We start from the raw sequence: 26,674 nt of genomic DNA, 5'->3' as shown, positions 1-26,674 counted from the left end.
GGATGAATGACACCGGTGTTGTTTATGTGGCTGCTGTTACTGGTGTTGCCAAAGCGAACACCGTGCCCGTAATGTCAGCATTGCTGTGGAAATGCGCCCGGGGGAAATGATCGGGCAATACTGCCCTGATCCGCAGGCATTTACCTACCGATCTTCAGTGAGGTCTCTGGACTATGAGTTTGCGCTTCTTGATTCGTGGAACCACGGCCATCGCCTGTGTGGCGTTGGCGACCACCGCCGTGCTGTCACCAGCCCAGGCAGCTGCTCAAAGCAGCCCTGTGGTGTCAAAGTCGTGGGGTTCAGCCCCCTTCGCCCCAATGAACCCGGCCATTCCCAGCGACAACGACATCGCCAAGGCCAAGCTGTCTGAGGCGGCCACGGCCGCTGAGTCGGCGAAAATTGATGCGATCCTCAGCTCCGCGAATGACCGTCTCCAAGGCACCAACATGGCCGCCATGCGTGCCAATAACACCTACTCTGACGCCCTGACCGCCCTGGGCCTGCGCCGCGCAGCTGCTGAAACAGCCAAAGCCAAGGCCGATGTTGCCGCCAAGGAATACAAGAGCGCCAAGACCGATCTGGCCCAGCTTGCGGGAAATCTCTACAAATCCGGCGGCATGAACCTGGACGTACAAACCTTCCTGGTCAGCTCCAACGCCGACGACGCCATCTACCAGGCCTCAACCCTGATGGCCCTGACAGCCAACAGGTCAGCCACTTTCGCCTCGGCCGAAGCCTCGGCTGCCACCTCAGCAGCGTTGCAGGCGCAGGCCCAGGACGCCCAAGCGGCCGCCGACAAGGCCGCCAAGGCTGCCGAGGACTCCAAGTCGGCTGCCGTATCCGCCACAGATCAGCAAGCAGCCGTGGTCAAAGAGAACTCCGCCCAGCGCGATGCAGCGCTGAAGCAATTGGCCGCTTTGCACAACACCACAGTGGAATTGGAAGGCGCCCGCGTGGACGCCTTGACCAAGAAGGCTCAGGAGGAAGCACTGACGGCGCAGATCAAGAACTCCGCCAACGTGCCAGCCCCCGTACGCCCACCCACCCCCGGTCAGGGAAATGGAAACCAGCCGGTTCAGCCTCCGCCTCCGCCGGTAACACAGCCGGATCCGCCCGTTGCGCCGCCTGTTGTCACGCCGGATCCGCCCGTGGTGGCACCGCCTGTTGTCACTCCGCAGCCCGTCACGCCTCCGCCGGCGGGCTCCTACATCAACGCCATGGTCAGCTACGCCATGGCCCAGCAGGGCAAGTCGTACCTGTGGGGTGGCACCGGACCCAACGCCTTCGACTGCTCGGGACTGGTCTGGAAGGCCTTCCAGGCGGCAGGGGTCCCAGTTCCCCGCACCGGAACGGACCAGTATTGGGCAGCCCCGACTCGCGTGCCGCTCTCACAGGCACAGTACGGGGACCTGGTGGTGTTCGACTCTGACGGAAACGGCAACTTCGGCCACATCGCCATCTACATCGGCAACGGCCAGGCTGTGCAGGCGCTCTTCACGGGCTACCCCGTCGGCGTCTATTCGATTGCGTCGATGACCAATGTGGTCTACCCCTATGTGGCCCGCTACTAGGGCAGCATTTTGGTTTCATTCAGTGCATAGATATGGCGGACAAACGTGAAGTTTGTCCGCCATATCTATGCACTGAGGTAAGCGTTGATTGGGCCGTTAGGCTTGGAGCAGCGGGCCAAAACCTGAGCGGTCCTCTAGGCGCGGGTCTTCATGGTTCCGCACCACCATGACAGGACCCTTGGTATGGTGGCGCACGCCGTCAGTGGTCGAACCGAGCATCATCCCGGCAAAACCGCCACGGCCCTTGGTCCCCATCACCAACAGCTCGGATGTTTCACTGGCCTTCACCAAGACGTCCACGGCCGATCCCTCAACCAGTTGGACCTCGATGGGCAGTGTCGGGAAGTGGCTGCTCAACCATTTTTCCCCGGCGTCAAGCTGCAGCTGAATCTCGGCGAAAAGCGCATCCCTGTCTACCGGCGCCGGTATCCATGAAAGTGACCCCGTATAAGGCTTGACGGCGCAGATGACGCGCAAAGTGGCCCCGTAACGTTCGGCTTGTTCGGCCGCTACCAGCACCGCATACAGTGCTTGGCCCGAGCCATCCACACCGACCGTGACAATGTTTTCAACCTCGGGGGCTGGCTCTTCATCGACTTTCCCCTCCCCTAGCCGCGCGGCGCAGCTCAAGGGGATTGTCACGGTGGGGCACTTGGCGTGGGCCGGCAATGCAGAGCTGACACTGCCCAACAGCCGTCCCATGAAGCCGCCCCGTCCGCGGGTGCCAAACACCAAGAGCTCCGCCGTTTCACTGAGTTCCAGCAAGACCCCGGCGGCGTCGCCGTTTTCCACCCTGGCGTCGAGGTCCACCTGAAGATCGGCCACTTTCCCCGCGGCCTCGCGAAGGACGGCCTCGGCGCCCTGGCGAATGACGTCGTCGTCCACTGTGGCGTACCCGCCGTCAAGCCCCGAGGCGGCGAAAATTGGGACGGTGTAGGCGGTCACCAGGTGCAGCTGCGACTTGCGTAATTTGGCTTCTCGGGCGGCCCAAATCAGGGCGCAATTACTTTGCTCGGAACCGTCAATTCCCACCACAATTCCGGTGGGGGCAGGGATTGGCTCTGGCTGGGCAACCGTGGGATTTTCCTGTGGATTGCTCATGCTGGGCTCCTCGTCGTCGAAGTGCCGCCGGGTGGGAAAACAGTCCGCCTCCCCATCGTGACGTCTACTTCCGACTATTGTCCGTAGGCTGGCCCGCGTCAAGTCGAACAGCACTCGACGGTGTGTTCGTCCGTCATATCTGCGTCAAAAGCCCTACCGGCCAGTAACCTGTGGCAAAGTGGTGTGAGAATCGTCACCAAGTCAAAGTGGGCGTCAATGATGCATCTTTTACAGCCGGAAATCAGCCGCGGCCGAGCGGGAGAAAGCAGCGTCGCGGGAGGGGCCGGCGGGCCGGACGGCGGTACCGCAGGAGCTGAAATGTGGCGACTGGCCGGGGTTGCCTGCGCCGAAATGTCCGCGCCCGTGGCCGTTTTGCACCTGCCAGCGCTCTCCTTCAACGCCGGCTCACTGCTTCGCCGTGCGGGAGGAAAGCCCATTCGCGTCGCCAGCAAATCCATCCGCAGCCGGGACGTTTTGCGAGCCGTGCTGGCTCAGGATGGTTATGCCGGGATCCTTGCGTTCACGCTGCCGGAGGCCTTGTGGCTGGCATCAGATGACGCATTCACCGACATTGTGGTGGCCTATCCGACGGCGAATGGACCGGCTTTGCGCGCTTTGGCAGCCGACCCCCGGGCCTGCTCCCGGGTGACCTTGATGGTGGATTCCGCTGAACAGCTGGACTGGATGGCGGGCGTCTTGGCGCAGGCGGCGCCTGTCGCCCCGATCCGACTTGCCCTTGACCTGGACGCCTCGTGGCGGCCCCGCGTGGGCGGCCGGGACGTCGGTCACATTGGGGTACGCCGTTCCCCTCTGCGCAGCGGTGCCGACGCCATCGGCATGACACTGGACATCGCATCGCGAAGGCTGGGGGGCCAGCAACTTTTCCAGCTGGTGGGGCTCATGGCGTATGAAGCCCAAATTGCCGGCCTGCAGGACACCCCGCATACCGGAAACCGCGTGGCCGATCTGGCCAAATCCGCGGTCCTGAAGCAAATCCAGCGGTCCTCCATGGCGGAGGTTACTGAACGCCGGGGCAATGTGGTTGCGGCGGTGACGAACATCGTTGAGCTTGAATTCGTCAACGGAGGCGGCACCGGAAGCCTCGAATTGACCACCCAGGACCCCTCCGTCACTGAGTTGGCCGCAGGATCCGGATTGTTTGGACCAACACTTTTTGACGGATACTCCCGTTTCAAGCCGGCGCACGCGGTGGGCTTTGCCGCGCAGGTGGTGCGGCGCCCTGCCCCGGACATTGTTACAGTGCTCGGTGGCGGTTGGATCGCCTCCGGCCCGGCTGGGCCTGACAGGTCCCCTGCCCCCGTCTACCCGCCGGGGCTGGCGATGGTAGGCACCGAGGGCGCCGGTGAAGTCCAGACGCCCCTGCGCGGGCCAGCCGCGGCGCGGCTGCGCATCGGGGACAAGGTGTGGTTCCGGCACGCCAAGTCAGGCGAGGTCTGCGAGCACGTGGATGCCCTTGTGGTGCTCGACGGCGGGCACATAGTGGGCGGTGCGCCCACGTATCGAGGCGAAGGGAAAGCGTTCATATGAGTGAGTGGTGCAATTGGGCAGGTGATCAGCGCTGCTACCCGTCGCAGGTGCTGCATCCTTCCACCGTGCAGGAAATTTCTGCTGTGGTTGGCGCGGCCGCGGATTCGGGGAGCCCGTTGGCGAAAACCACCGTCAAGGCAGTGGGGGCGGGGCACAGTTTTACCGACATTGCCCTGACCAGTGGCGTGCAGCTCCGCCTCGACGGACTGAGCGGGCTGCAAGGCGTGGACAGGGAAGCACTGCAGGTCACCCTCGCCGGGGGCACCCGGCTCCATAATATTCCGGCCCTGTTGGCGCCTTACGGGCTGGCCCTGACGAATATGGGCGACATTGACAGGCAATCAATCTCCGGCGCCATTTCCACAGGCACCCACGGCACTGGTTTGGCGTTTGGCGGCATTGCCACCCAAGTGGTGGGGTTGACCTTGGTCATTGGCACCGGTGAGGTGGTGCATTGTTCAGCCGCAGAAAATGCGGAACTCTTTTCCGCCGCCCGTGTGGGATTGGGCGCGTTGGGAATTATTGTCTCGGTGACGCTGCAGTGCGTGCCGGCATTCACGTTGCACGCAGTGGAACGCCCCGAGCCGCTGGCACAGGTGATGGAGAGCCTGCTGGAGCGCCAGCGCAGCACGGACCACTTTGAGTTCTACTGGTTTCCGCATACCTCAACGGCATTGACCAAAAGCAACACGAGGTACCCACTGGGACAGGGCCCCGCTGGAGTGAGGCCACTTTCCGCCAGAGCCCATTTGGTGGATGACGTGCTGGTGTCCAATAAACTCTTTTCCGCCTTATGCCAAGTAACGGCCAAGGTCCCCTCCGTCATACCGCGGGTCAACACCATGGCGTCGCAACTCACCGGCAACAGGGAGTTTGCCGACCTCTCCCACCGTGTGTTCGCCACCGAACGCACAGTGCGTTTCCGGGAAATGGAGTATGCCGTGCCGTTGCTGGAAATTCCGGCCGTCCTGGCTGAGCTCGACGTCATGATCAAGCAGCGCGGATTCACCATTTCCTTCCCGGTCGAGGTGCGGTGCGCCGCAGGCGATGACATTCCCCTGTCCACTGCCCACGGCCGGGAAACCGGCTACATCGCCATCCACCAGCACGTAAAAATCGATCCCTTTGACTACTTCCACGCGGCCGAAGAAATCTTCCGTGCCCACGGGGGCCGTCCGCACTGGGGCAAGTGGCATTTTCTCCAGTCGAATGACTTTCTCGCCCTCTACCCAGAGCTGAATTTGTTCGATAGGGTTCACAATGTTGCTGATCCCAAACGCGTGTTCAGGAACACATATTTGGATCGGGTACTCTCTTAATTCGCACCACGGCGCAGCCACGCTCCCGGCCGCACCGCCCCGAAGTTCTCCTACCGTTCAAGGAGGCATTTTGCTAGTGAAGGCTGCTCCGCGACCACCCGCGCCCATGGTTACCCCGGCTCTTGCAGAAACCACGACGACCATTGTCATTGGGTCCGGCTTTTCAGGATTGGCCGTTGCGGCCGAACTGAACCGCCAAGGCATTGACGCCATTGTGGTGGACAGCTTCCGACCCTCGGGCCCGGGCTCCCCCGCACCCAACACCGGCGGCATCAGCCTGGATGCCCTGAGCGAGCGAACCAACATCCTGCGACTCTTGGAGCACTACGCACTCCGCCACGAGCTGGACATCCGCCCGGGGACTAGTCCGCTGCAGCTGAACCGGCTCGGCACCGACGCCCCCACAGAACACCAATGGACCGTTCTCACGGCCGACGGCACACTGAGCGCCCACAGCGTGGTCTTCACCCGTGGTGCCTTGAATCAATTGCGCCGGGTCCTGCACAGCGTGGGTCTCAGCACCAGCCATGAGCTCGCATCCGTGATGCATTCACTCGGTTTGTATCTGGTGGGCGTGGGAGATCTGGTGGTTCCCACAACACATGAAATTCTGCACCAGGCCAAACGGGCAGGGGCCTCCATCTCAGCCCGCATGGCCGCCCGCAACTCCATTGCTGTTCTCATCCCCGCCTGAGCGGTTCGGCTAGTCTGCAGCACCCAGGCGGCGCTTCGCCACGACCACCATGGCTATAACCACCACAATCAGGACGCCGACCAGGCCAAACACGCTCCACGGCACGGCACTGCTGTCCGGAGCTTTCTCGGCGGCGGCAGGGCTGGGTTCCTGGACGGCTTGCACTGGGCCGGCCACGGCGGACGGGCCACTACTGTTTTCCACGGCGCCGGTGCCAGCGGAGGGCGCAAGCGCGGTGAAGGTGAACTGCCCCTCGATGGGGTGGCCGTCGGAGGAGACAAGACGCCATTGCACTGCGTATTTTCCGGCCGGCGCACCTGGCTTGAGCTGTTGCGAGGCAACATTGTCCAGAACGGTCACGGCACCAGCAGACCAGTTGGTCCCGCTTTCATCCACCACATTGATTTGCGAACCTATGCTGGCAGGGGTGTTCGACAAGATGATGGTGACCTTCGCCGGCACAGTGGAAACGGAGGAGCCGTCGGCAGGCGCCGTACCCTCGAGTACGTCATGGGCCAGGGCCGGCCCGGAGACTCCCAGCAGCGCCACAAGCACAACGGCGGCTGCGGCCATGGCACGCCACAGAACGTGCAGTCCCCTGGCGGTTGTCATGTTCGTCTCATTGACCCGGCGTTGGAAAGGGCTTTTCACGGCTTGAGTTCCTTAGATTGGTGAAGATCAGCACCCCACCATAACCCGGACAGATGGGAGTTCTCCGAGAAAACTCGGGGCACAAGGGCGCCCCATCCCCCAAGGAGGACCCGCCGTCGAAGGTCACAATCAACAAAAACCCACCCCGTCATGACGATCATGCGCCACCTCATTACCAGCTATTATTTCTTCGGTTGACTTAATTTCTTTTCACTTCGCCCGGAGGGCTCATCTATGGCTACCAAATCGGACGTCCGGCTGTCAGCGGTCGACAAATATTTCATGATCACCGAGCGTGGCTCAAACTATTCGCGTGAAATCCGTGGCGGCTTCGCCACCTTCTTCGCGATGAGCTACATCGTGGTGTTGAACCCGTTGATTCTCGGTGGCCCGGACTCCTCCGGCGACGTCTTGGGCTTGGAACGCGTTGCCGCGGTCACGGCGTTTGTGGCCGGAATCCTGACGATCCTGATGGGAGCCTGGGCCAAGCACCCCTTCGCCCTCGCCGCCGGCCTGGGCGTCAACGCCTTTGTGGCCGTCACGGTCGCCTCCAACCCGGGTCTGACTTGGCCGGACGTGATGGGCCTGGTGGTCCTGTCCGGTATTACCATGTTCATACTGGTACTCACGGGCTTCCGCACCGCCGTGTTCAAGGCCGTCCCCGAGGGGCTCAAGATCGCCATCGTGGTGGGCATTGGCATGTTCATCGCGCTCATCGGTCTGGTCAATGCCGGCTTTGTCCGCCGGATCCCCGACGTCGCCGGCACCACGGTTCCCGTTGGTCTGGGCTTCGACGGCAAGCTCATGGGCTGGCCCACGCTGGTGTTCGTTGTGGGTCTGGTGCTGACCATCGGCTTGGTGGTGCGCAAGGTCAAGGGCGCCATCCTGATCGGTATTGTGGTCTCCACCATCCTGGCGAACATTTTGGAATTGACCCTGAAGATCGGGCCTTCCTTTGACGGCACAACCCACAACCCGTTGGGCTGGTCGCTGGTTTCCCCGCAGCTCTCGGAATGGTCCATGCCCGACTTGTCCCTCCTGGGCCAGGTGAACATCTTTGGCGCCTTCAGCAAGTTGGGCGCACTGGCCGCGGTACTGCTGGCGTTTGTGATCTTGCTCAGCATCTTCTTTGACGCCATGGGCACCATGGTGGGCCTGGCCGCCGAAGCAGGCTCCCTGCGCGAGGACGGCACCATCCCCAACGTTGACCGTGTCCTGCTCGTTGACGCCTTCGGTGCGATCGCCGGCGGTGGCGCCTCGGCTTCCTCTAACCAGATTTACGTCGAATCCGGCGCCGGCATCGGCGAGGGCGCCCGCACGGGCCTGGCCTCGATCGTCACGGGCCTGCTGTTGTTGCTGGCCATGTTCGTCACACCGCTGATCAAGCTTGTCCCCTTCGAAGCCGTAGCGCCCGCCCTCGTCGTGGTTGGTTTCATGATGGTCTCCCAGGTGGGCAAGATCGACTGGTCCGACTGGGGTATCGGTATCCCGGCATTCCTGACGTTCACGCTCATGCCCTTCACATACTCGATCGCCAACGGCCTGGGCGCCGGCTTCATCGCCTTTGTGCTGATCCGCCTGTTCCAGGGCCGTGCCAAGGAAGTCCATCCCCTGATGTGGGTTGTTGCGGCCGCATTCCTGGTGTTCTTCGGCATCGGCCCCATCGAAGAGTTGTTCGGGGTTAAATAGTCCGACGCTTTCCGCCGGCCCGCAGGGCATGTCCGAAACCTCCGAAAGGTGGGGCCGGACATGTTCTGCGGGCCGGTTCTGTTTTCATTGCGGCGGATTGGCTGGGATGCAGTGATCGCGCCGTATCCGGAGATCACCATCTGGCGGACTGGCAATCCGTTCTCCCTGCGCCTGAATTCACCGGGAACGGGGGCAACCTGCGAGAACGGGGGAAAGTTCCCCCGTTCTCGCAGGTTGGCCCCGTTCTCGCGGAAGAAGTGGCGTGGAGGCTTGCGCAACGGAGCTGGAATGGGCGCGGCCAGTCCCCCCAGAGTGAAATCTGCGACCCCGGACACATGCTGGCACTCGGGCTGGCATTCGCGGGTGCAGTGCGGTTTGCTGGGGGCATGGACTTTACGCAGCTTGCCGTTGACGCCCCCGCCCAGCCCTGGACCGGAAGGAACGACGGCGACGGGCCGGCTCACCGGCGGTGGTGGCAGGCTGTGGGTACCCCGGCGGTCGGGGTGAATGATTCCAGCCCCGAAGCGCCAGTCCAGGCTGCCATGCTCGGCTTTGCCTCCGACGCGGGGGTATTGCGCAACAAGGGCAGGGTGGGTGCCGCAGCGGCCCCCACCGCCATCCGGGCCGCCCTTGGCTCCCTGGCCTTTCACGGCTCCCGGGCGGTCACCGATGTGGGCGACGTTGTGGTTTCCGGCGACTTGTTGGAGGACGGGCAGGCTCGCGCCGGTGCCGCACTTTCCTCCCTGCTCGACGCCGGATACCTCACCTTCGTCTTGGGCGGAGGACACGAGACTGCCTTCGCCAGCTACCTGGGCGTGGCAGGCACGGCCGCCGTGGCGAACGGCGCCCGGCTTGGCGTGCTGAACCTTGACGCCCACTTTGACTTACGTGACGCCCCCGCCCCCAGCTCCGGGACGCCGTTTCTACAGATGGCCCACGCCGAAGCCGCCGCGGACCGCGCACTCAATTACGCCGTCGTCGGCATCAGCGAACCCAATAACACCCGGGCCCTGTTCGACACTGCCCATAAGTTGGATGTGAAGTATCTGCTGGATGAAGACTGCTCGCCGGAGCGGACGGCCGGTTTTGTGCAAGCGTTCCTGGAGACCGTGGACATTGCGTACCTCACGATCGACCTGGACGTGCTCCCCGCCGCCGTGGCACCCGGGGTAAGCGCCCCCGCTGCATATGGGGTGCCGTTGCCGGTCATCGCCGCCGTGTGCCGGCAGGTCGCCGCAAGCGGAAAGCTGTTCCACTTTGACGTGGCTGAGCTGAACCCGGCGTTTGACGTCGACGGCCGGACCGCCAAAGTGGCGGCCCGGCTCATCGACACGCTGCTGCGGTAGGTGCCCGCAAGCACCGTACGTTAGAGGTTCCTCAAGCATTATCGGCCCGCGGCGCCCCTATCCCTGGATCGATCTGGTGCGGGCCACTGGCTGACGGTCGGATATCAAAATCAAACATCGCCGTCGGCAAGTAGATCGTTGAACACGAGTTCGGGATGTCCACCACGCCGGAGAGCCGGCCCTCCACCGGCGCCGCACCAAGGAGCAGGTAAGCCTGCTCCGGCGCGTAACCGAACTTGGCCAGATAGTCGATCGCGTGCAGGCAGGCGCGCTGGTAGGACAGATGCGAATCAAGGTAGCGCTGCTCGCCATCAAGAGTCACGGAGGTTCCCGAGAACGCCAGCCACTCACTGAACTGTGGCTCCACCCGGCCTGGCATAAAGATGGCGTTCTCGCTCACACCGTACGTTTCCATGCCCCCGCGGATGATGTCGACCCGCAGATCAATGAATCCGCCCATTTCGATGCCGCCGCAGAAGGTGATCTCACCGTCGCCCTGGGAGAAGTGTAGATCTCCGACGGAGAAGTTGGCGCCGTCAACAAACACGGGGTAAAAGATGCGGGTGCCTTTGGAGAGGTTCTTGATGTCCTGGTTTCCGCCGTTTTCCCGAGGCGGGGCTGTTCGTGCGGCCTCGGAGCCAACCCGCGCCCATTGATCGGCAGGAAGCCCCCCAAGAACCGCGTGCTCCGCTTCAGGCGGCAGTGCCAGCGGCGGGACCCTAAGCGGATCGGTGGCAATCAAATCACCTTCACGCTTGTTCCACTTTGCCAGCAGCGCAGCCGAGGGCGCGGTGCCCATCAATCCTGGGTGGATGAGGCCCTCAAAAGCAACCCCAGGTACGTGCCGGGAGGTGGCAACTTGGCCGGTAAAATCCCAAATGGCTTTGTAGGCATCGGGGAACTGGTCCGTCAAAAAACTACCGCCATTGTTTTTGGCGAAAATGCCCGTATAGCCCCAGCCCTGCCCGGCAAGCGGACCGGAATCTTCCTGCGGAATGGGACCCACATCAAGAATGTCCACCACCAACAGGTCACCGGGTCTGGCACCTTCCACACCAAAGGGTCCGGACAAGGTGTGCACCGTCAGCAAGGGTGCCTGAAGAATATCCTGGGCGGAGTCATCATTCTTGATTGCCCCATCAAACCACTCGCGGCAATCCACCCGGAAAACATCACCGGGTTTGACGGTGGCAACGGGTGGGATCTCAGGGTGCCATCGGTTGTGGCCGAGAGTTTCCTGATCTTTGAACTTCTTGTTCGAATCGAGGCGGAAGATCACTTCTGGCATGGTGTTTCTCCTTTGACGACGTTCAATTTGTGGGAATACATTGATTCCCCGCACCAGCTAAGGGCGGGGAAGCTTTTGGTGCAGCGGATTGCCCGTGTAGCGGGTGGCCTTCTTCGACGCACCGGTTCGGCCAGAGACAAGTTGTGGTTCGTGGGCGCTGCGCTTGGTGGCATCGATGAGCTTGAACTCGGCGCTATTGGCAATCGACAGGCGCGCGGAACTCATCTGTCGACGCGCCGGCGCGTTGCAGTCGGGGCACGGCGCCGCATCCGGCACTTCTGCCATGGCAAAGCTCGACTCAAATTCGGTTCCGTTAGGGCAGCGAAAGGCATAGAGGGGCATTGTTTTTCCTATCACACCGTAATTGGCTGGGATGCACGGTATTTTGTGGACAAGGCAAATGAAGCACCTATAGCGACGGCAGCCAATACCACCAGCCAGATTGCTTCTCGGGCCGTGCTCACATAATTTCCAGTCAACAACATCAATGCTGGAATGGTTCCCGTCAAAAAGGCCACGAAGATGGTAAACCACCCAGTGAAATCATTCAAGGATTGCATACCCAGGCCCAGCAAAAGGAAGAAGAGTGTCCACAAAATAGCCCATACAAACCAGATAACACCAAACACCGGATCGTTGGTCTGCGTAAATTGCACAATTCCCATCACCACTGCGGTGATGGCGACAAAGAGTGAGAACCAGCCTAACCCTTCGCCCGACAGTTCAAACACTTGGTTGAAACCTACATACAGGTACGTGAACCCAAAGAGGTAAAGGCCGGAAGCGCCTAGAATAACGGCTGGATCGCCGTTTGCTTGGGCTAAGATGATGGTCGGAAAGACAATCTGCATGGCTCCGACGAAAAAGTTCAGAACGGCGGCCGATTTTCCCGGAATTTTCCCCAGGAGCATGAGCCCATTAATGAAAAGGACGGCACCGACGTACAACAAACCGACACTACTCACCAAAAATCCCTTCGTCAGAGGCGGGATAATTATTTTCATGGCGGTGCGAAAATTCTTCCGCCAGCTATTAGAATTGACAATAGCGCCAGGACATGAGCACGGTCAAGGGTAATCTTGTTAGTTTAACTGTATTGGCAGGATTCGTTAGGTTTTGCCAATACCTAAGTTTCGAATTGCCCGTTGCCCGCTGGTTAGTGCAACTCGGCGGCGACCTCGCCCTCCAGTTCGTGCCCGCCCTGGAATTGGGTCATATACAGCGCGTAATAGGCGCCGCGTCGGGCCAGCAACTGCGTATGGTTGCCTTGTTCGACAATGTCGCCGTCCGCCATGACCAAGATGGTGTGGGCGTCGCGGATAGTGGAGAGCCGGTGCGCAATGACGAAGGAGGTCCGGTCCGTGCGCAGCGCAGCCATGGCGTGTTGGACCAGCAGCTCGGTACGGGTGTCAACCGAGGACGTGGCCTCGTCCAGGATCAGCAGCGACGGCTGGGCGATGAACGCCCGGGCGATCGTGAGCAACTGGCGTTCCCCGGCGGAGACGGTGCCGCCGTCGGCGTCAATGACGGTGTCGTAGCCGTCGGGCAACTTTCGGACAAACCTGTCCACCATGGTAGCTTCGGCCGCGGCAACTATCTCCTCGTCCGTGGCGTCCAGGCGCCCGTAGCGGATGTTCTCCCGGATGGTGCCCTCAAACAACCACGCATCCTGGAGCACCATGCCCACCTGGGCGCGCACCTGCTCGCGGGACAGCTCGCGGGTGTCCACGCCGTCGAGCATGATCCGCCCGCCGGTGAGCTCGTAGAAGCGCATGACCAAGTTGACCAGCGTGGTCTTGCCTGCGCCCGTGGGGCCCACGATCGCCACCGTCTGCCCCGGCTCTACCGTGAAGGAAACGTCGCGGATCAGTGGCATGTCCGGCGAGTAGCTGAACGAGACGTTCTCAAAGCGCACATGCCCGTCCGTCCGCCCGGGCAGGAGCTCGGAATCCTCCTCCGCTTCCTGCTCTTGCGCGTCGAGAATCTCAAAGGTCCGCTCCGCCGAGGCCACGCCGGACTGGATCAGGTTGGCAATGCCGGCCATCTCGCCAATGGGCTGAGAGAACTCGCGCGAGTACTGGATGAACGCGGTGGCGTCGCCGAGCGTCATCCCCCCGGTTGCCACACGGAGGCCGCCCACGACGGCGACCAGCACGTAGGAGAGGTAGGAGACGAACTGCATGGCGGGCATGATCATTCCGGAGACAAACTGTGCCCCGAAAGAGGCCTTGAACAGGTGCTCGTTGCGCTCGTCAAATTCGGCCAGCATTTCCGAATCGCGGCCGTAGGCGCGGACCAGTTCAAGCCCGGAGAACGTCTCCTCAATGTGCCCGTTGAGAGAGCCTGTGTGCTTCCACTGCGCGGCGAACAGCTTCTGCGAGCGCGTGCCGATCACCCCGGCGATGATGGCCGACAGCGGCAGCGCAATAAGTGCGATCAACGCCAACTGCCACGACACGATGAACATCATGATGCCAATGCCAAGAACCGTCAGTGCGGATTGCACCAGCTGCGAGAACCCCTGCTGCAGGGCGGACTGGATATTATCGACGTCGTTCGTCACCCGCGACATCAGATCCCCGCGCTGGCGGGTGTCGAAGTACCCTAACGGAAGCCGGTTGAGCTTTCGTTCAATGTCCTCGCGCAGGCGGAACACCACGCGCATGACGAGGGCGTTGAGCAGGTAGCCCTGCAGCCACATCAGCGTTGAGGCCACCATGTACAGTGCCAGCACAAAGATGATGAGCTGGCTGAGCTGGGCAAAGTCGATGCCGGCACCGGGCGCCAGGTTGGTCTTGGCGAGCATATAGGCCATTTGGTTGTTGCCCTCTGCCCGCATGCCCGCGATGATCGACTCCAGCGGGACCCCGGCCGGCAGCTGTGAACCAATCACGCCGTTGAAGATGACATCCATGGCCTGCCCCAGGACCTTCGGGGCAATCACGGTCAACACCACCGAGGCCGACACGAGGGCAATGACCACCGAGAACATGCCCCGTTCCGGGCGCAGCAGCCCCACGAGCCGCTGCACCGACGGCCAGAAGTGCTCTGCCTTCTTTGCTGGCGTCCCGCCAAACATGTCGCCGTCAGCCTCGCTGGGCTTGTACTCGGGGATGAGTTCCTCTTCAATGGCGTCGATCTCCGGCGCCTGCAGTGAGGACTTCGCGCCCTTGTCCTTGCGCGCCATCAGGCCACCCCCTCAATGCTCAGCTGCGATTGCACAATTTCACGGTAGGTTTCGTTGCTCGCAAGGAGTTGGTCGTGGGTCCCTGTGCCGACTATTTCGCCGCCGTCGAGCACGATAATGTGGTCGGCCTCCCGAATGGTGGAGATACGTTGGGCCACGATGATGACCGTGGCCCCGGTGGTGGCGCCATGCAGGGATTCGCGCAGCCGCTGGTCGGTGGCAACATCGAGCGCCGAGAAGGAATCGTCGAAGAGGTAGATCCGCGGACGGGCTGCGAGCGCACGGGCAATGCACAGCCGCTGCCGTTGCCCGCCGGAGACGTTGGTGCCGCCCTGGGCGATGGGCGTGGCCAACTTTTTGGGCTTTTCTTCCACAAAGTCCTTGGCCTGTGCCACGGTCAGCGCATGCCACAGATCGTCGTCGTCCGCGTCGGGCCGGCCAAACTTCAGGTTCGAGGCCACCGTGCCGGAGAACAGGTACGGCTTCTGCGGGACCAGACCCACGAGGCCTGCCATCTGCTTTCGGCTGAGCTCGCTGACATCGACACCGCCAATGCGCACGGAACCGTCCAGCGGATCAAACAGGCGCGGTATGAGGTTCAGCAGCGTCGACTTGCCGGAACCGGTGGAGCCAACGATCGCCGTCGTCTTTCCCGCCTCGGCGGTGAAGCTGACGTTGTTCAGGACGGGGCGCTCGGCACCGGGATATCCGAAGGAAACGGCTGAAAATTCGACTGCGTGGCTCACCGGCAGTTCCCGGTGCGTTGGTACGGCGAGGCTGGGCTCTGCGGTGAGGACGTCATCGAGTCGCTCGGCGGAGATCGCGGCTCGCGGGATCATCATGACCATGAAGACACCCATCATGACGGCGACAAGGATCTGCAGGAGGTACTGCAGGAATGCTGTGAGCGAGCCGATCTGCATTTGCCCGGCGTCGACCCGGTGCCCGCCAAACCAAAGTACGGCGGCGGTGGCCAGATGCAGGATCATCATGATGGCCGGGAACATGAGCACGAACGAGTTGCCCACCCGAACGGAGACACGGGTCAGATTCAGGTTGGCTTCACGGTAGCGCTCGGACTCGAACTTCTCGCGGACAAAGGCGCGGATGACCCTGATGCCGGTGATCTGCTCGCGTAAGACCCCGTTGACGGTGTCGATTCGGTCCTGCATTTCGCGGAACAGCGGCAGCAGCTTCACCACGAGGAATCCCACCACGATGAACAGCAGTGGCACAGACACCCAAAGCAGCCAGGACAGCCCCACGTCTTCGCGCAGGGCCATGACGATCCCGCCTATGCACATGATGGGCGTTGAGACCATGAAGTTCAGCGCCATCAGCACCAGCATCTGCACCTGCTGGACGTCATTGGTGTTGCGGGTAATCAGCGTGGCCGTGCCGAAGCGGCTCACATCCAGGGCGCCGAGGGCGTTGACCCGGTAATACACCTCGCGGCGCAGATCCCGGCCGATGGCCATGGCCGCGCGGGCGCCAAAATATATGCCACCGATCGCCGCAGCCACCTGGATGAAGCAGACAATGATCATGGTCATGCCGGTTGACCAGATGAAGTCGGTGTCGCCCTTGGAGATGCCTTGGTCAATGATCTGGGCGTTCAGGCTGGGCAGGTACAGCGCGGCGATGGTGGAGATCAGCTGCAACACAAGGACGGCCACAACCCATACCCAATATGGTTTTGCGTGGCGGACGGCCAGGCGGAAGAGTTTCACGAAGGCATCCCAATCGAACATACATTTGAATTTCGAGGTACCCAACATTAAACACCCGGTAGTGCTCGCATGGCAATGACCGACGGCGGCTCCGGAGCAGGACGGCCACCGTGCTGCTTAGTTCAGCGGGCCGGTGGCCTTCTCTGCGGCTGCACGGATGGCCCCGGAACCCACCAGGCGGTCAGCCTCCTCCAGCTCAGGGGACAGAAAGCGGTCGGCCCCCGGGCCCGGCACCGTCGCCCGAAGCACCTCAATCACGGCCGCACCGGCAGGCCCCGGGACAAGTTCGCCGTCGGACATTTCCGTGCGCATGTCGATGGCTCGGGTGGCCGTGACGAGCTCGATAGCGAGCACGCGGCGCAGGTTTTCCACGGAGCGGCGCAGCTTGCGGGCGGCATGCCAGCCCATGGAGACGTGGTCCTCCTGCATGGCGGAGCTGGGGATGGAGTCAACGGAGGCGGGGACGGCCAGGCGCTTGGAGTCGGAGACGAGCCCGGCCTGCGTGTACTGGGCGATCATGAGCCCGGAGTCAACGCCGGGGTCCCCGGCCAGGAAGGCGGGCAGTCCGTGGCTTCGGGCGGGGTCAAGCATGCGGTCGGTGCGGCGCTCGGCGATCGATGCGACGTCGGCTGCGACGATCGCCAAAAAGTCCAGCACATACGCCACCGGGGCACCGTGGAAGTTGCCGTTGGAGGAGACCCGGCCGTCGGGCAGCACCACGGGGTTGTCGATCGAGGCGGCGAGCTCGCGGGTGGCGACCATCAGCGCATGGTCCACGGTGTCACGCGCGGCGCCGGCCACCTGCGGGGCGCAACGCAGCGAGTACGCGTCCTGCACACGGGAGTCGCCCACGCGGTGGGAGGCCACAATCGGCGAGTTGGCGAGCACACGCAACATATTATCTGCACTGAGTGCCTGGCCGGGGTGCGGACGCAGGTCCATGTGCAGCTCCGGCACGAATACCTGGTCGGTGCCCAGCAGACCCTCGACACTCAGCGCGGCGGTGATGTCCGCGGTCGTGAGCAGCAGGCGCAGGTCGGCGATGGCCATCAAGAGCATGCCGAGCATGCCGTCGGTGCCGTTGACCAGGGCCAGGCCCTCTTTCTCCGCGAGCTCGATCGGCGTAATGCCGGCCTCGGCGAGCAGTTCGGCAACCGGCCGCTCCCCCTTGCCGCCAAAGTGCGTGCCGTCAGGCCCGGTGGCCTCGCCTTCGCCCATGAGCACCAGGGCGCAATGCGAGAGCGGCGCGAGGTCCCCGGAGCAGCCAAGCGAGCCGAATTCGCGGACCACGGGGGTGATGCCGGCGTTGAGCACCTCGACCATGGTCGCCACGACGACGGGCCGCACGCCGGTTCGTCCCGAAGCGAGGGTCTTGGCGCGTAGGAACATCAGGGCGCGCACCACCTCGCGTTCCACGGCCGGACCCATGCCGGCGGAGTGGCTGCGGATGAGCGATTTCTGCAATTGCGTGCGCATGTCCTCGTGAATGTGCCGGTTGGCCAGGGCGCCGAAGCCCGTGGAGATGCCATAGGCCGGGGTGTCGGAGTGCGCCAGCTTTTCAATGTGCGCCCGCACGCGCTCGACGCCGGCCAGCGCTTCTGCACTGATGGTTACCTTCGCGTCGTGGCGGGCCACGGCGATGACGTCCTCTGGTGTGACGCCTGAGGAAGAGAGTACGACGGTGGTCATGGTGGATCCTTTGCGTTGCGGGAGGGCTTGGTTGCCACTATTCCGCTTTGCGGTGCGGAAATCTGCCACTTCTCAAGCAATGTGTCCGGGATTTCAGACTCGCCGCAGCGGCGGGACGCGGGGTTGTTGTGGTGATCCGCCGCCGCACTGGACATGCCGCCCCAGTCCGGGGGGCGTTGTGGTGATGCGCCGGAGGCCGGCCATGGGCGGATCACCACAACGGCCCCCGGAACGCCGGCAACTACCCTTCGCGGCGGCCGTAAATGCGCAGCGACAGCTCGTCTGCCACCTTGGTGACGCGTTGGGCGAGGGCAGGCCATTGGGAAACCGGCACCTTGTCCTCCAAAAACGTAACGGCTACGGCGGCCACGGGCCAGCCCAAGTGGTCCCTCACTGCGGCAGCCACGGAGCCAAAACCGTCGGTGACCTCACCGTGTTCGGTCGAGTAGCCGCGCTGGCGGACCTGATCAAGATGGGCTGACAGGGTCGAGTATTTGCCGATGGGCTCGGCCACCTCGGTGCGGGAGGAGAACGCCGCGGCGTTGGGGTACAGGGCCCGGACCTGCGACTTGGGAAGTGCCGCCAAAATGGCCCGCCCGCTCGCGGTGAGGTGGCTGGGAAGGCGGACGCCGACTTCGGTCACTAGGGACGGGCGGTGCTTGGCGCGCTCCTCCACGATGTACAACACATCGCGCCCGTGCAGCACGGCCAGGTGGGAGCTCTCACCAATCTTGTCCACCAGCGACGCCAGCAGGGGGCGGCCCAGGCGAGACAGCGGCTCCTGACGCGAATAGGCGCTGCTGAGCTCAAACGCGGCAATGCCCAGCCCGTAGCGCTGCTCCTCATGCAGGTGCATGACAAATCCACTAGCTTCCATGACTCCCAGCAGGTGGTAGACGCTGGAGCGGGGCAGACCCAGCGAGGTGGCGATGGTGGAGGCCGCCAGGGGGCCTCGCTTGGCCGAAAGAAGTTTCAGAATCCGCAAGGTATTGTCCGCCGCCGGAACCTTGGATGGTACCCGTTCCGTGTTCGTCATGACTCCCTCACTAGATGGCACATCGACAAGTCTGCAGTCTCCACCCTTACCGAAGTCACAGATACCTCGACACCATTGTAGAATAATGGAGTCTCCAATCCCAGATTAGGGCTGTCTTTGGCCGATCCCCAAACCAAGACAGCAATGGTTAGTGAGGGCCATCACCGCATCCTGGGGCGTGATGTGCTGGAGCTCACTCCTGGACCGCCAAGCCCCAACCCCAAAGGTTTTTTCCATGCAGACCGCAGGCTTCTCCCTCACTCGTGGACTCAACGCCCGCCACATCCGGTTCATGGCCCTGGGGTCCGCCATCGGCACCGGCTTGTTCTACGGCTCAGCCACTGCCATCCAGAAGGCCGGCCCGGCCGTACTGTTGGCGTACATCGTTGCCGGCGCCGCCGTATTCATGGTGATGCGGGCGCTGGGCGAGATGGCGGTCCGCCACCCCGTCTCGGGTTCCTTCGGCCAGTACGCCGGCCGCTACCTGGGTCCGCTGGCGGGGTTCATCACCGGCTGGACTTATGTTTTTGAAATGGCCATTGTCGCCATCGCTGACGTCACGGCGTTCAGCATCTACATGGGTTTCTGGTTCCACGACGTCCCCCGCTGGGTCTGGGTGCTGGCCATCATCTTTTTCCTTGCTGCCCTGAACCTGCTCAGCGTCAAGGTCTTTGGTGAGCTTGAGTTCTGGTTCTCGCTGATCAAGGTGGCGGCCATCATCGCTATGATCGCCGGCGGGGTGATCATCATCGCGTTTGGTTTCCACATGGAAGCCGCACAAACCGCACCCGGCCTGGGAAACCTGGTTTCAAACGGCGGCTTCCTGCCCAACGGCTGGGGCGGGTTGCTGGCGGCGTTCGCCGTGGTCATGTTTGCCTTCGGCGGGATCGAGACCATCGGGGTGACGGCCGGGGAGGCCGCCAACCCGGCCAAGTCCATCCCGCAGGCCGTGAACACGGTGCCCGTAAGGATCCTGCTGTTTTACGTGCTGACCATCGGCGTGCTCATGAGTCTGGTGCCGTGGAATTCGATCACCGGGCAGACCAGCCCCTTTGTGCAGATCTTCTCCTCCCTGGGCATCCCCGCGGCCGGTCACATCCTGAATGCCGTGGTCATCACCGCCGCCTTGTCGGCGGTCAACAGCGATATTTTCGGGGCGGGCCGCATCCTTTTCGGCCTGTCCCAGCAGGGCCATGCCCCAGCCGTGTTCGGCAAGATTTCACGTGCTGGTGTGCCCTGGATGACGGTGATGATGATGACGGGTGTGCTGCTGGTGGGCGTGGTGCTCAACGCACTCATGCCCGAAGAGGTGTTCTTGGTCATCGCCTCGATCGCCACGTTCGCCACGGTCTGGGTGTGGGTGATGATCCTGGTCTCGCACATTGCCATGAAGCGTGAAATCGCCCGAGACTCCCTGAGCCCCTCAGCCTTCCCGGTCCCGCTATGGCCCGCTGGCTCAGCCCTGACGGTGGTGTTCATGGCCGCCATCGTGGTGCTTTTAGGTGCGTTCCCCGACACCCGCGTAGCCCTGTGGGTTGGCGGAGCCTGGCTGGTGCTACTGGTGCTGGCGTTTCGGCTGTGGGTGCGCGGTGATGGACGACGCCGGGCAGTTCTGGTCGATGAAAGCGCACCTGCCGCCGTGGTTGAGAGGGAGGCTGCTATTCCGCGTCGGTGAGGATCAGGGCGCTTTGGCCGAATTGGCGAACCTTGGCATCATCCCAGAGCTGTGCTGGCATGGCGCCGCCCAGGAGCGCGCGGGGCAGGCCCCCGCCCACGCCCAGGGGTGCGTCACTGCCGGCGATGATGATGTTGCCCGATCGGCGGCCCTTGAGCATGGGCGGGTCGGCAATGATCGCCGTGTAGGTGAAGGCCGCGGCAATCGTGGCTGCCTCGCGCCGGGCCGTTGCCAAGGCTGGCGAATCACCACAGTTCAGGACATAGACGCCGTCCACGGCCAGGACTTTTTTGGTCGCCTCAGTGAACTCCGCAGTGGTCAGCGCGTGCGGTGTCTTCGCGCCGGAAAAGACGTCGCGAATGACCAGGTCCCGGCTGGCTTCCGTAAGCGTTTCGGTCACCTCGCGCGCCTCGCCGACCCTGATCTTCAGCAAGGGGGCGCGGGGCAGCTCAAACCAGTCACGGACCAAGTTGGCCAGCTTTCCGTCGATCTCCACCACAACGTTGCGGGAATTCGGGTACGCCGCCACCAGGTAGCGGGGCATGGAACACGCGGCGCCGCCGAGGCTGAGAGTGCGCAGCTTCTCCCCGGCCCCCCACCGGTCCGCCACCAGTGCCATGATCCAGCGCATGTATTCAAAGTCCAGGCGCAGCGGGTCGGCCAGGTCAACGTGGGAACTTTGCACCCCGTTGAGCAGGAGTAGCCAGCCATTGGGGTTGTCCCCATCGGGGACCAGCTCGGCCATCCCTGTGTCGGTCTGGTACTTCCCGGCCACGGGACCCTTGACGGCGGCATCCGGTTCGGGTGCCGCACTCTTGGACGGGCGTTGGCGCCCCATCAGGCACCCACCGCCGCGCGGACCATGCGGACCTCGGGAAGGCGGTGCCATTCCTCATTCATCACCTTGTGGGTGCCATCAAAGGCGAAGCCGTTCCTGGCAGAGAACGCCTGGGCTCGGGGATTTTCCTGCAGCACCAGAGGCCGGAGGCCTGCTCCTTCCGGAGACGGCGTCAAGCAGCGCCCGCCCGGCACAGCCGACAAGGCCGCCGTCGTCGTATGCCAGAGCGGGAATACTCCCAGCGGACAGGGCTTGACGGAAAATCTCCACATCACCGGGACGGGAATCACTTCGGCGTCGTCAAGGGCGGCGGGGCGCAGCGAAATAGTCACTGTCCCAGAGTAGTCCAGTGGTTAGAGCACGACGGCGATCGCAAACCCGTCCCAGCCCTTGGAACCGGCCGTTTGGACGGCGGTGGCGTCCAGCGAATCGCTGGCTCCCATGAACTCCAGGGTGGCCCGGATGGCAGCGGCGTCGGGATCGCGCTCCGGCGAAAGGATGGTCCCTTCCCAAATGACGTTGTCCATGACGATGCCGCTGCCGGGCCGGGATAGTTTCAGCGCCCACTTCAGATAGTTCACATTGTTGCCCTTGTCCGCGTCGATGAAGACAAAGTCGTAGGTCTCACCGCCCAGGAGGGTGGGCAGGCCTCTGGCCAACCAAAGGGCGCTGAAGCCAGCCAGTGTGCCAATCTCCAGCACCCGCCGGGCGCCCTGAATTCGGGCCAGCAGCATCAGCAGCTTGCCCGCGTTGGGCGCCACTTCGGTCCAGCCGGGCCGGCTCTGGTGTTCACCCATGGTCTTAGCGTAAGCCTGATTGGCCGTCGCCAACAGGCCCGGTTGTGGAGAAATAATGGGCGCCGCCGGCTACTCCCCCAGTGATTCCAGCGCGCCTTCCAGGCGTTCGATCTTCCCGTCGATCTCGCCTGTGTGCCCGGGCCGAATGTCTGCTTTGAGGACCAGGGACACTCGTGAACCGTAATGTCCCACGGCCTCGGTGGCGCGCTTGATAACGTCCATGACCTCGTCCCAGTCGCCCTCAATCTCGGTGAACATGGAGCTGGTGCGGTTGGGCAGGCCCGAGTCCCGCACCACTTTCACTGCCGCGGCCACCGCCGTGTGCACGGAGGCGTCGTCGCTTGTTCCCGCGGCAATGTCGCTGGGGGTGCCGCTGGGCGCCACTGAAAATGCCACAATCATGGGGTTCTCCTTAGGGGGTCGTCTGGATTCCATTATCGATCCTGTCGCCTCGCATCACCACATAATGGGCACTTGTGCCCATTGTTCCTGGGCAATCCATCACTATAGGGTTCAACTATGATTGCCTCCCTACTTGCGCTTCCCCGCCCCACGGCGGATGACTACTACTACTACAGTGACACCACTACGGACCCGGCCTACACCGCCCGCCTGATCATCGGTCTGCTTTTCTTTTACTTCCTGATGATCGCCGTGGCCTTTGTGGTCACCGGGATCATGTGGGCCGGCGTTTTCAAAAAAGCGGGCCACGCCAAGTGGAAGGCCTTTGTGCCGTTCTACAGCCAGTGGATGTTGGTCAAGATTGCCGGCCGCCCGGAATCCCACTTCTGGCTTCAGTTCATTCCCTACGCCGGAATCTACTGGGCCGTTTGCACGCTCAACGACATCTCCAAGTCGTTCGGCAAGGACGCCGCCTATACTGTTGGACTGGTCTTCATCCCGGTGGTATTTGCCAGCATGCTCTCCTACGGCGAAGCACAGTACCGTGGCCCGTCTTACATGAGCGCCGAGCAGAAGATGTACGCCCAGCATTACGGCCAGCAGTTCCCGGGCCAGCCCGGCGCAACCCAGCAGTACGGTGCGCCGACGTATGCCGCGCAGGTGCCTGCCCAGCAGGCTTACGGTCAGCCGCAGGATCCCAACACCCAGGACCCCAAGCAGAACCCGTACGGATCAGGGCCAACCCAGTAGCCGCAGCCCGGCGGCGGCAGCGGCACCGACCAGGACCACCACCAAAAATGGTGCCTTGAGCCAGAGTGCAATCGCTGCCGCCACCAGGGCGCCAATCCTGGCATCCAGTACGACGGCGGTGCCACTGGCTGCCGCATTTACCACCGTGAGTGAGGCCAGCAGCCCGATGGTCAGGGTTCCTGCCACGTGTGACATCCGCGGATTCGCCAGCACCCTAGCCGGAACCAAATACCCCAAGAGTTTTGTGGCGTAAGCCAGCACCACTGACACCAACAACCACAACCAAAGGCTCATGAGCGTTCCCCTTCCCCTTGGCGCCCGCCGCCGTGAGGTGTCCGCGGAAGGTGCGTACCGGCGTCGTCCGGATACGGTTCAATGTCGGCCTCCAGGCCGTGGCCGTCGTGGCCGGGATCGGGATTGTGCCGGAACCAGCCGATCAGCCCTGCCACCACTGCCGCCACCAGGATGGGCACACCCGGCGGCACCAAAGGCATGGCCAGCAGTGTCACCACGGCGCACGCGACGGCGATCGCGGCCGGCTGGAATGCCTTGATGCGTGGCCACAGCAAGCCCAGGAAGGCTGCCACGGCGGCCCCATCCAGGCCCCACTGTTTGGGATCTCCGAGAGCGTCGCCGATGTAGGCACCCACCGCAGTCATGATGTTCCAGAAAACAAAAATTCCGACTCCGGACACCCAGAAGCCGCGCTTTTGTTCGGCGGGGTCGCTCTGGCCCGTGGCTGTGGCAGTGGATTCGTCAATGGTCAAGTGGGCAGCGGCAAAACGCCGCCAGCCGGTGGGACGTAGGAGTGCGTTCAGTTGCATGCCGTAGACGCCGTTGCGAATGCCCAGCAATGCAGAAGCGCTCATGGCTGCCACGCCCGAGCCGCCACCGGCGATCACGCCAATGAAGGCGAACTGCGAACCGCCACTAAAGAGCAGCAGGCTCAGCACCATGGTCTGCCAAAAGGTCAGCCCGGAGGCGACTGACAGCGCACCGAAGGACACCCCGTACAGGCCTGTGGCAATGGCGATCGAGGCGCCGATCTTGGCCGCCGGTGAGTCCTGCAATCTCATGCCTTGCGTGCGCTCCATGCCCACGCGACGAGGGGAAGCTGCAACGGCAGGCGCAGCACGTGCACCCGCCTGGCCTGAGGCGTCCCATTGGGCCCGAAGGCGCGGCGCAGGGCCGACACGTGGCCCGCTGTAAACCCTGCGAACATCAGCGCCGTGGCGGTTGCCGCAGCCTTGCGAGTTGCCGGGACCAGCAGCCCGACGGCGCCCAGCACCTCCGGCACGGCTGAGGCCAGCACCCACTGGCGGCGGGTCATCACACCAAACCCCCCACCCTTGTCGGTGCACAGGGACGGCGGAACCACGGCGTAGTAAAACCTGGGGTTACGCACATGGTTGACGGCACTGGCCCCCATCAACACGGCCAGGCCAATAACGCTTACTGTTTTCGGGTTCATGTCCCCATACTTTCATGCGGCTGGGGCAGCGTTGAAGACGCCTCCGCCCGCTCGGCGTCGGCAGCTTCGGCGCCGGCAGCTTCGGCTGACAGGCTCAACGCCTCAGTGCCGTGCAGGGCATCAGCTGCCCGCACGAGTGCCAGATGGGAGAACGCCTGCGGATAGTTTCCTACCATTCGGGCATCCTCCATGGAATATTCCTCACTGAGCAGACCCAAATCGTTGGCAAGCCCTGTCAGCTTGTCCATCAAGGCAACCGCCTCCTCGCGACGCCCGGTGTGGGCGTACTGTTCCACAAGCCAGAAGGAGCAGGCCAAGAAGGGGTGCTCGCCCGGCGACAAGCCGTCAAGCCCCGAGGCGCTCTGGTAGCGCAGAATCAGCCCGTGGCTGTCCACCAGCTCCGCTTCCATGGCTGCCACCGTCCCCATCATTTCGGGGGAGTCATAGGCCACGAATCCCACCTGCGGAATGACCAGCAAGGACGCATCGGTGGCGGTGCCGCCGTACGTTTGTGTGAACGTGTTGCGTTCCTTGTTGAAGCCGTGCGCAAGAATTTCAGTTCGGAGCCTGTCCCGGATCTTTTCCCAGTGCGCCGCCCGCCCCTTCAGCTTGTGGTTCCGGACGGCCCGGACGCCGCAGTCAAACGCGGCCCACATCATCACACGCGAATGTGTAAAGTACTGCACATCCCCGCGCATCTCCCAAATGCCGTGATCCTTTTGCGTCAAATGGCGTTCCACAAACTTCAGCATGGCCAACTGCAAAGGCCAGGAGAAATGGTCTTCCTTCCCGCCGGCCAGCCGCAGCTTCTCCAGGGCCACCATCACCTCGCCCACCACGTCCGCCTGGTATTGGCCCACTGCCCCATTGCCGATCCGGACAGGAAGGGAGCCCTCATACCCCCGAAGGTGTTCCAGAACGCCTTCGGTCAGCTCGCGTTCACCGCTCAGCCCATAGACGATCTGCAGGTCCTCGGGGTCCCCGGCAACGGCGCGAAGCAGCCAGTTCCGCCATTTCAACGCCTCATTTTCGTAACCGTGCGTGAGCATGGCCTCAAGCGTCAAGGCCGCATCACGCAGCCAGCAATACCTGTAGTCCCAGTTGCGTGCGCCACCAAAATCCTCCGGCAGCGACGTGGTGGGCGCCGCCACGATGCCGCCGGTGTCGTCGTGAGTCAGCGCGCGCAGCACCAACAGCGAGCGTTCCACCATGGGCGCATACTTGCCATCCCGGCTGCATTGGGAGGCCCAGTCTTCCCAATACGCCACCGTCGCTGCCAGTTCAGTGTCAATGTCGAGGGGGGCTGGAATGGGCCTGTGCGAGGCATACCAGCTCAGTTCCTGGTCAACGGTGTCACCGGCTTCAACCGTAAAGGTTCCCCCGTGCTTGTGGTCGATCGCCTGAGGCAACTGGTCCCCGCGCAGCACGATGGCATCCGGTCCGGCAACTGCCACAATGGCGTGGGTGCCGGCGGCGTCCTTCACCCTCCGAACCCAAGGCAAGACCTTGCCGTAACCGGGCCGGATGATAATTTCCTGAGCCATGTCCACACTGCCGGTAACACCCACGATGCGCCGTACCAAGGTTGAGCATCGTTCCCCCACAGGCATGAACTCGACAACCTTCACCGTGCCCGAGCCGGTTTCCCACACCGTTTCCAGCACAAAAGTACTGCCGCGGTATGACCTGCTAAGAATGCGGGCGCCTGGATCGGCGGGGGCCATGAGCCACCGGCCGTTGCGTTCGGTGCCAAGGAGGGCGGTGAAGACCGACGGCGAGTCGAAGCGTGGAAAGCACAGCCAGTCAAGGCTGCCGTCGCAGCCAATCAGCGCACCGGTGTGCAGATCCGACAGCAGTGCATAGTCCTCAATACGGGATGCCATGACTCCATG

At 63.0% G+C, this 26,674-nt stretch carries 25 protein-coding genes; 8 read left to right on the top strand and 17 right to left on the bottom strand.

Annotated elements, in window-relative coordinates:
• The first annotated feature begins 173 nt into the window (after nucleotides 1-173).
• Complete coding sequence (locus AOC05_RS16725; RefSeq protein WP_062008526.1) at nucleotides 174-1,571, top strand: C40 family peptidase; 1,398 nt, start codon at nucleotides 174-176, stop codon at nucleotides 1,569-1,571.
• A 96-nt stretch (nucleotides 1,572-1,667) separates the two neighbouring features.
• Here the strand turns inward: AOC05_RS16725 and AOC05_RS16720 are convergent, their stop codons facing one another.
• Entirely contained in the window at nucleotides 1,668-2,672 is a 1,005-nt protein-coding gene (locus AOC05_RS16720) for a universal stress protein (RefSeq protein ID WP_062008524.1), read from the bottom strand.
• A gap of 216 nt (nucleotides 2,673-2,888) precedes the next feature.
• Here AOC05_RS16720 and AOC05_RS16715 point away from each other — a divergent pair, with 216 nt between their 5' ends.
• The 3 genes from AOC05_RS16715 to AOC05_RS16705 all read left to right on the top strand — a co-directional run bounded on the left by AOC05_RS16715 (nucleotide 2,889) and on the right by AOC05_RS16705 (nucleotide 6,233).
• Nucleotides 2,889-4,220 (top strand): alanine racemase, encoded by a 1,332-nt coding sequence (locus AOC05_RS16715; protein ID WP_197277848.1) that lies wholly within the window; start codon nucleotides 2,889-2,891, stop codon nucleotides 4,218-4,220.
• Complete coding sequence (locus tag AOC05_RS16710; RefSeq protein ID WP_062008520.1) at nucleotides 4,217-5,539, top strand: D-arabinono-1,4-lactone oxidase; 1,323 nt, start codon at nucleotides 4,217-4,219, stop codon at nucleotides 5,537-5,539. Before AOC05_RS16715 ends, AOC05_RS16710 begins: the two co-directional genes overlap by 4 nt.
• A 106-nt stretch (nucleotides 5,540-5,645) precedes the next feature.
• Entirely contained in the window at nucleotides 5,646-6,233 is a 588-nt protein-coding gene (locus AOC05_RS16705; RefSeq protein WP_062008518.1) for an FAD-dependent monooxygenase, read from the top strand.
• 9 nt (nucleotides 6,234-6,242) lie between these two features.
• On the opposite strand, the gene AOC05_RS16700 is transcribed toward AOC05_RS16705, so the two are convergent.
• Nucleotides 6,243-6,884 (bottom strand): copper resistance CopC family protein, encoded by a 642-nt coding sequence (locus tag AOC05_RS16700; RefSeq protein ID WP_230085413.1) that lies wholly within the window; start codon nucleotides 6,882-6,884, stop codon nucleotides 6,243-6,245.
• Nucleotides 6,885-7,118: 234 nt separating this feature from the next.
• On the opposite strand from AOC05_RS16700, the gene AOC05_RS16695 reads away from it, so the two are divergent.
• Together AOC05_RS16695 and hutG are read left to right on the top strand one after the other, a co-directional pair.
• Nucleotides 7,119-8,573, top strand: a complete 1,455-nt coding sequence (locus AOC05_RS16695) for an NCS2 family permease (protein ID WP_062008516.1) — start codon at nucleotides 7,119-7,121, stop codon at nucleotides 8,571-8,573.
• Between the two features lie 386 nt (nucleotides 8,574-8,959).
• Nucleotides 8,960-9,919 carry a formimidoylglutamase gene (hutG, locus tag AOC05_RS16690; protein WP_062009949.1) on the top strand — a complete coding sequence of 320 codons (960 nt, stop codon included), beginning with the start codon at nucleotides 8,960-8,962 and terminating at the stop codon, nucleotides 9,917-9,919.
• A 31-nt stretch (nucleotides 9,920-9,950) separates the two neighbouring features.
• On the opposite strand, the gene fmdA is transcribed toward hutG, so the two are convergent.
• The 7 genes from fmdA to AOC05_RS16655 form a co-directional block, all read right to left on the bottom strand.
• A complete protein-coding gene (gene fmdA / locus AOC05_RS16685) occupies nucleotides 9,951-11,207 on the bottom strand; it encodes a formamidase (protein WP_062008514.1) in 1,257 nt (418 codons plus the stop codon).
• A gap of 57 nt (nucleotides 11,208-11,264) precedes the next feature.
• Nucleotides 11,265-11,549, bottom strand: a complete 285-nt coding sequence (locus AOC05_RS16680) for an FmdB family zinc ribbon protein (protein WP_062008512.1) — start codon at nucleotides 11,547-11,549, stop codon at nucleotides 11,265-11,267.
• Between the two features lie 11 nt (nucleotides 11,550-11,560).
• Nucleotides 11,561-12,211: an AmiS/UreI family transporter gene (locus AOC05_RS16675; RefSeq protein WP_222440153.1), complete on the bottom strand. Its 651-nt coding sequence runs from the start codon at nucleotides 12,209-12,211 to the stop codon at nucleotides 11,561-11,563.
• A gap of 152 nt (nucleotides 12,212-12,363) precedes the next feature.
• Nucleotides 12,364-14,394 (bottom strand): ABC transporter ATP-binding protein, encoded by a 2,031-nt coding sequence (locus AOC05_RS16670; protein WP_062008509.1) that lies wholly within the window; start codon nucleotides 14,392-14,394, stop codon nucleotides 12,364-12,366.
• Nucleotides 14,394-16,145, bottom strand: a complete 1,752-nt coding sequence (locus tag AOC05_RS16665; RefSeq protein WP_197277847.1) for an ABC transporter ATP-binding protein — start codon at nucleotides 16,143-16,145, stop codon at nucleotides 14,394-14,396. Before AOC05_RS16665 ends, AOC05_RS16670 begins: the two co-directional genes overlap by 1 nt.
• 96 nt (nucleotides 16,146-16,241) lie before the next feature.
• The gene (hutH, locus tag AOC05_RS16660) at nucleotides 16,242-17,813 is read right to left on the bottom strand and encodes a histidine ammonia-lyase (RefSeq protein ID WP_062008507.1); all 1,572 of its coding nucleotides are present in this window, start codon (nucleotides 17,811-17,813) and stop codon (nucleotides 16,242-16,244) included.
• A 241-nt stretch (nucleotides 17,814-18,054) separates the two neighbouring features.
• The gene (locus AOC05_RS16655) at nucleotides 18,055-18,849 is read right to left on the bottom strand and encodes an IclR family transcriptional regulator (RefSeq protein ID WP_062008505.1); all 795 of its coding nucleotides are present in this window, start codon (nucleotides 18,847-18,849) and stop codon (nucleotides 18,055-18,057) included.
• Between the two features lie 235 nt (nucleotides 18,850-19,084).
• Here AOC05_RS16655 and AOC05_RS16650 point away from each other — a divergent pair, with 235 nt between their 5' ends.
• Nucleotides 19,085-20,524 carry an amino acid permease gene (locus tag AOC05_RS16650; protein WP_062008503.1) on the top strand — a complete coding sequence of 480 codons (1,440 nt, stop codon included), beginning with the start codon at nucleotides 19,085-19,087 and terminating at the stop codon, nucleotides 20,522-20,524.
• Here AOC05_RS16650 and AOC05_RS16645 read toward each other — a convergent pair.
• The 4 genes from AOC05_RS16645 to AOC05_RS16635 form a co-directional block, all read right to left on the bottom strand.
• The gene (locus tag AOC05_RS16645) at nucleotides 20,508-21,362 is read right to left on the bottom strand and encodes a spermidine synthase (RefSeq protein ID WP_062008501.1); all 855 of its coding nucleotides are present in this window, start codon (nucleotides 21,360-21,362) and stop codon (nucleotides 20,508-20,510) included. The genes AOC05_RS16650 and AOC05_RS16645 overlap by 17 nt on opposite strands.
• Entirely contained in the window at nucleotides 21,362-21,694 is a 333-nt protein-coding gene (locus tag AOC05_RS19585; RefSeq protein ID WP_154604774.1) for a hypothetical protein, read from the bottom strand. The genes AOC05_RS16645 and AOC05_RS19585 overlap by 1 nt, the downstream gene beginning before the upstream one ends.
• A gap of 21 nt (nucleotides 21,695-21,715) precedes the next feature.
• Nucleotides 21,716-22,159 (bottom strand): O-methyltransferase, encoded by a 444-nt coding sequence (locus AOC05_RS16640; protein WP_062008499.1) that lies wholly within the window; start codon nucleotides 22,157-22,159, stop codon nucleotides 21,716-21,718.
• A gap of 69 nt (nucleotides 22,160-22,228) precedes the next feature.
• On the bottom strand, nucleotides 22,229-22,561 hold the full coding sequence (locus AOC05_RS16635; protein WP_062008497.1) for a thiamine-binding protein: 333 nt from the start codon (nucleotides 22,559-22,561) through the stop codon (nucleotides 22,229-22,231).
• A 117-nt stretch (nucleotides 22,562-22,678) separates the two neighbouring features.
• On the opposite strand from AOC05_RS16635, the gene AOC05_RS16630 reads away from it, so the two are divergent.
• Nucleotides 22,679-23,311 (top strand): DUF5684 domain-containing protein, encoded by a 633-nt coding sequence (locus tag AOC05_RS16630; RefSeq protein WP_062008495.1) that lies wholly within the window; start codon nucleotides 22,679-22,681, stop codon nucleotides 23,309-23,311.
• Here the strand turns inward: AOC05_RS16630 and AOC05_RS16625 are convergent.
• Genes AOC05_RS16625 through AOC05_RS16610 form a run of 4 tightly spaced genes read right to left on the bottom strand, consistent with a single transcriptional unit; the run spans nucleotide 23,294 to nucleotide 26,665 of the window.
• Nucleotides 23,294-23,605: an AzlD domain-containing protein gene (locus AOC05_RS16625; protein ID WP_062008493.1), complete on the bottom strand. Its 312-nt coding sequence runs from the start codon at nucleotides 23,603-23,605 to the stop codon at nucleotides 23,294-23,296. The two genes, AOC05_RS16630 and AOC05_RS16625, sit on opposite strands and share 18 nt — an antisense overlap.
• Nucleotides 23,602-24,387: an AzlC family ABC transporter permease gene (locus tag AOC05_RS16620; RefSeq protein WP_062008490.1), complete on the bottom strand. Its 786-nt coding sequence runs from the start codon at nucleotides 24,385-24,387 to the stop codon at nucleotides 23,602-23,604. The genes AOC05_RS16625 and AOC05_RS16620 overlap by 4 nt, the downstream gene beginning before the upstream one ends.
• A complete protein-coding gene (locus tag AOC05_RS16615; protein WP_062008488.1) occupies nucleotides 24,384-24,782 on the bottom strand; it encodes a MauE/DoxX family redox-associated membrane protein in 399 nt (132 codons plus the stop codon). The genes AOC05_RS16620 and AOC05_RS16615 overlap by 4 nt, the downstream gene beginning before the upstream one ends.
• Nucleotides 24,779-26,665 (bottom strand): glycoside hydrolase family 15 protein, encoded by a 1,887-nt coding sequence (locus tag AOC05_RS16610; RefSeq protein ID WP_082358044.1) that lies wholly within the window; start codon nucleotides 26,663-26,665, stop codon nucleotides 24,779-24,781. Before AOC05_RS16610 ends, AOC05_RS16615 begins: the two co-directional genes overlap by 4 nt.
• Nucleotides 26,666-26,674 lie beyond the last annotated feature (9 nt).

This window comes from Arthrobacter alpinus (assembly GCF_001294625.1).
GTDB classification, from domain to species: Bacteria; Actinomycetota; Actinomycetes; order Actinomycetales; family Micrococcaceae; genus Specibacter; species Specibacter alpinus_A.
This window is presented reverse-complemented; position numbering and strand designations above follow the sequence as displayed.

Bases quoted from the DNA above. Each gene is read 5' to 3' on its own strand.
- AOC05_RS16725 (WP_062008526.1), top strand. From the start codon at position 174: ATGAGTTTGCGCTTCTTGATTCGTGGAACCACGGCCATCGCCTGTGTG.
- AOC05_RS16720 (WP_062008524.1), bottom strand. From the start codon at position 2,672: ATGAGCAATCCACAGGAAAATCCCACGGTTGCCCAGCCAGAGCCAATC.
- AOC05_RS16715 (WP_197277848.1), top strand. From the start codon at position 2,889: ATGATGCATCTTTTACAGCCGGAAATCAGCCGCGGCCGAGCGGGAGAA.
- AOC05_RS16710 (WP_062008520.1), top strand. From the start codon at position 4,217: ATGAGTGAGTGGTGCAATTGGGCAGGTGATCAGCGCTGCTACCCGTCG.
- AOC05_RS16705 (WP_062008518.1), top strand. From the start codon at position 5,646: ATGGTTACCCCGGCTCTTGCAGAAACCACGACGACCATTGTCATTGGG.
- AOC05_RS16695 (WP_062008516.1), top strand. From the start codon at position 7,119: ATGGCTACCAAATCGGACGTCCGGCTGTCAGCGGTCGACAAATATTTC.
- hutG (WP_062009949.1), top strand. From the start codon at position 8,960: ATGGACTTTACGCAGCTTGCCGTTGACGCCCCCGCCCAGCCCTGGACC.
- fmdA (WP_062008514.1), bottom strand. From the start codon at position 11,207: ATGCCAGAAGTGATCTTCCGCCTCGATTCGAACAAGAAGTTCAAAGAT.
- AOC05_RS16680 (WP_062008512.1), bottom strand. From the start codon at position 11,549: ATGCCCCTCTATGCCTTTCGCTGCCCTAACGGAACCGAATTTGAGTCG.
- AOC05_RS16675 (WP_222440153.1), bottom strand. From the start codon at position 12,211: ATGAAAATAATTATCCCGCCTCTGACGAAGGGATTTTTGGTGAGTAGT.
- AOC05_RS16670 (WP_062008509.1), bottom strand. From the start codon at position 14,394: ATGGCGCGCAAGGACAAGGGCGCGAAGTCCTCACTGCAGGCGCCGGAG.
- AOC05_RS16665 (WP_197277847.1), bottom strand. From the start codon at position 16,145: ATGTTCGATTGGGATGCCTTCGTGAAACTCTTCCGCCTGGCCGTCCGC.
- hutH (WP_062008507.1), bottom strand. From the start codon at position 17,813: ATGACCACCGTCGTACTCTCTTCCTCAGGCGTCACACCAGAGGACGTC.
- AOC05_RS16655 (WP_062008505.1), bottom strand. From the start codon at position 18,849: ATGACGAACACGGAACGGGTACCATCCAAGGTTCCGGCGGCGGACAAT.
- AOC05_RS16650 (WP_062008503.1), top strand. From the start codon at position 19,085: ATGCAGACCGCAGGCTTCTCCCTCACTCGTGGACTCAACGCCCGCCAC.
- AOC05_RS16645 (WP_062008501.1), bottom strand. From the start codon at position 21,362: ATGGGGCGCCAACGCCCGTCCAAGAGTGCGGCACCCGAACCGGATGCC.
- AOC05_RS16640 (WP_062008499.1), bottom strand. From the start codon at position 22,159: ATGGGTGAACACCAGAGCCGGCCCGGCTGGACCGAAGTGGCGCCCAAC.
- AOC05_RS16635 (WP_062008497.1), bottom strand. From the start codon at position 22,561: ATGATTGTGGCATTTTCAGTGGCGCCCAGCGGCACCCCCAGCGACATT.
- AOC05_RS16630 (WP_062008495.1), top strand. From the start codon at position 22,679: ATGATTGCCTCCCTACTTGCGCTTCCCCGCCCCACGGCGGATGACTAC.
- AOC05_RS16625 (WP_062008493.1), bottom strand. From the start codon at position 23,605: ATGAGCCTTTGGTTGTGGTTGTTGGTGTCAGTGGTGCTGGCTTACGCC.
- AOC05_RS16620 (WP_062008490.1), bottom strand. From the start codon at position 24,387: ATGAGATTGCAGGACTCACCGGCGGCCAAGATCGGCGCCTCGATCGCC.
- AOC05_RS16615 (WP_062008488.1), bottom strand. From the start codon at position 24,782: ATGAACCCGAAAACAGTAAGCGTTATTGGCCTGGCCGTGTTGATGGGG.
- AOC05_RS16610 (WP_082358044.1), bottom strand. From the start codon at position 26,665: ATGGCATCCCGTATTGAGGACTATGCACTGCTGTCGGATCTGCACACC.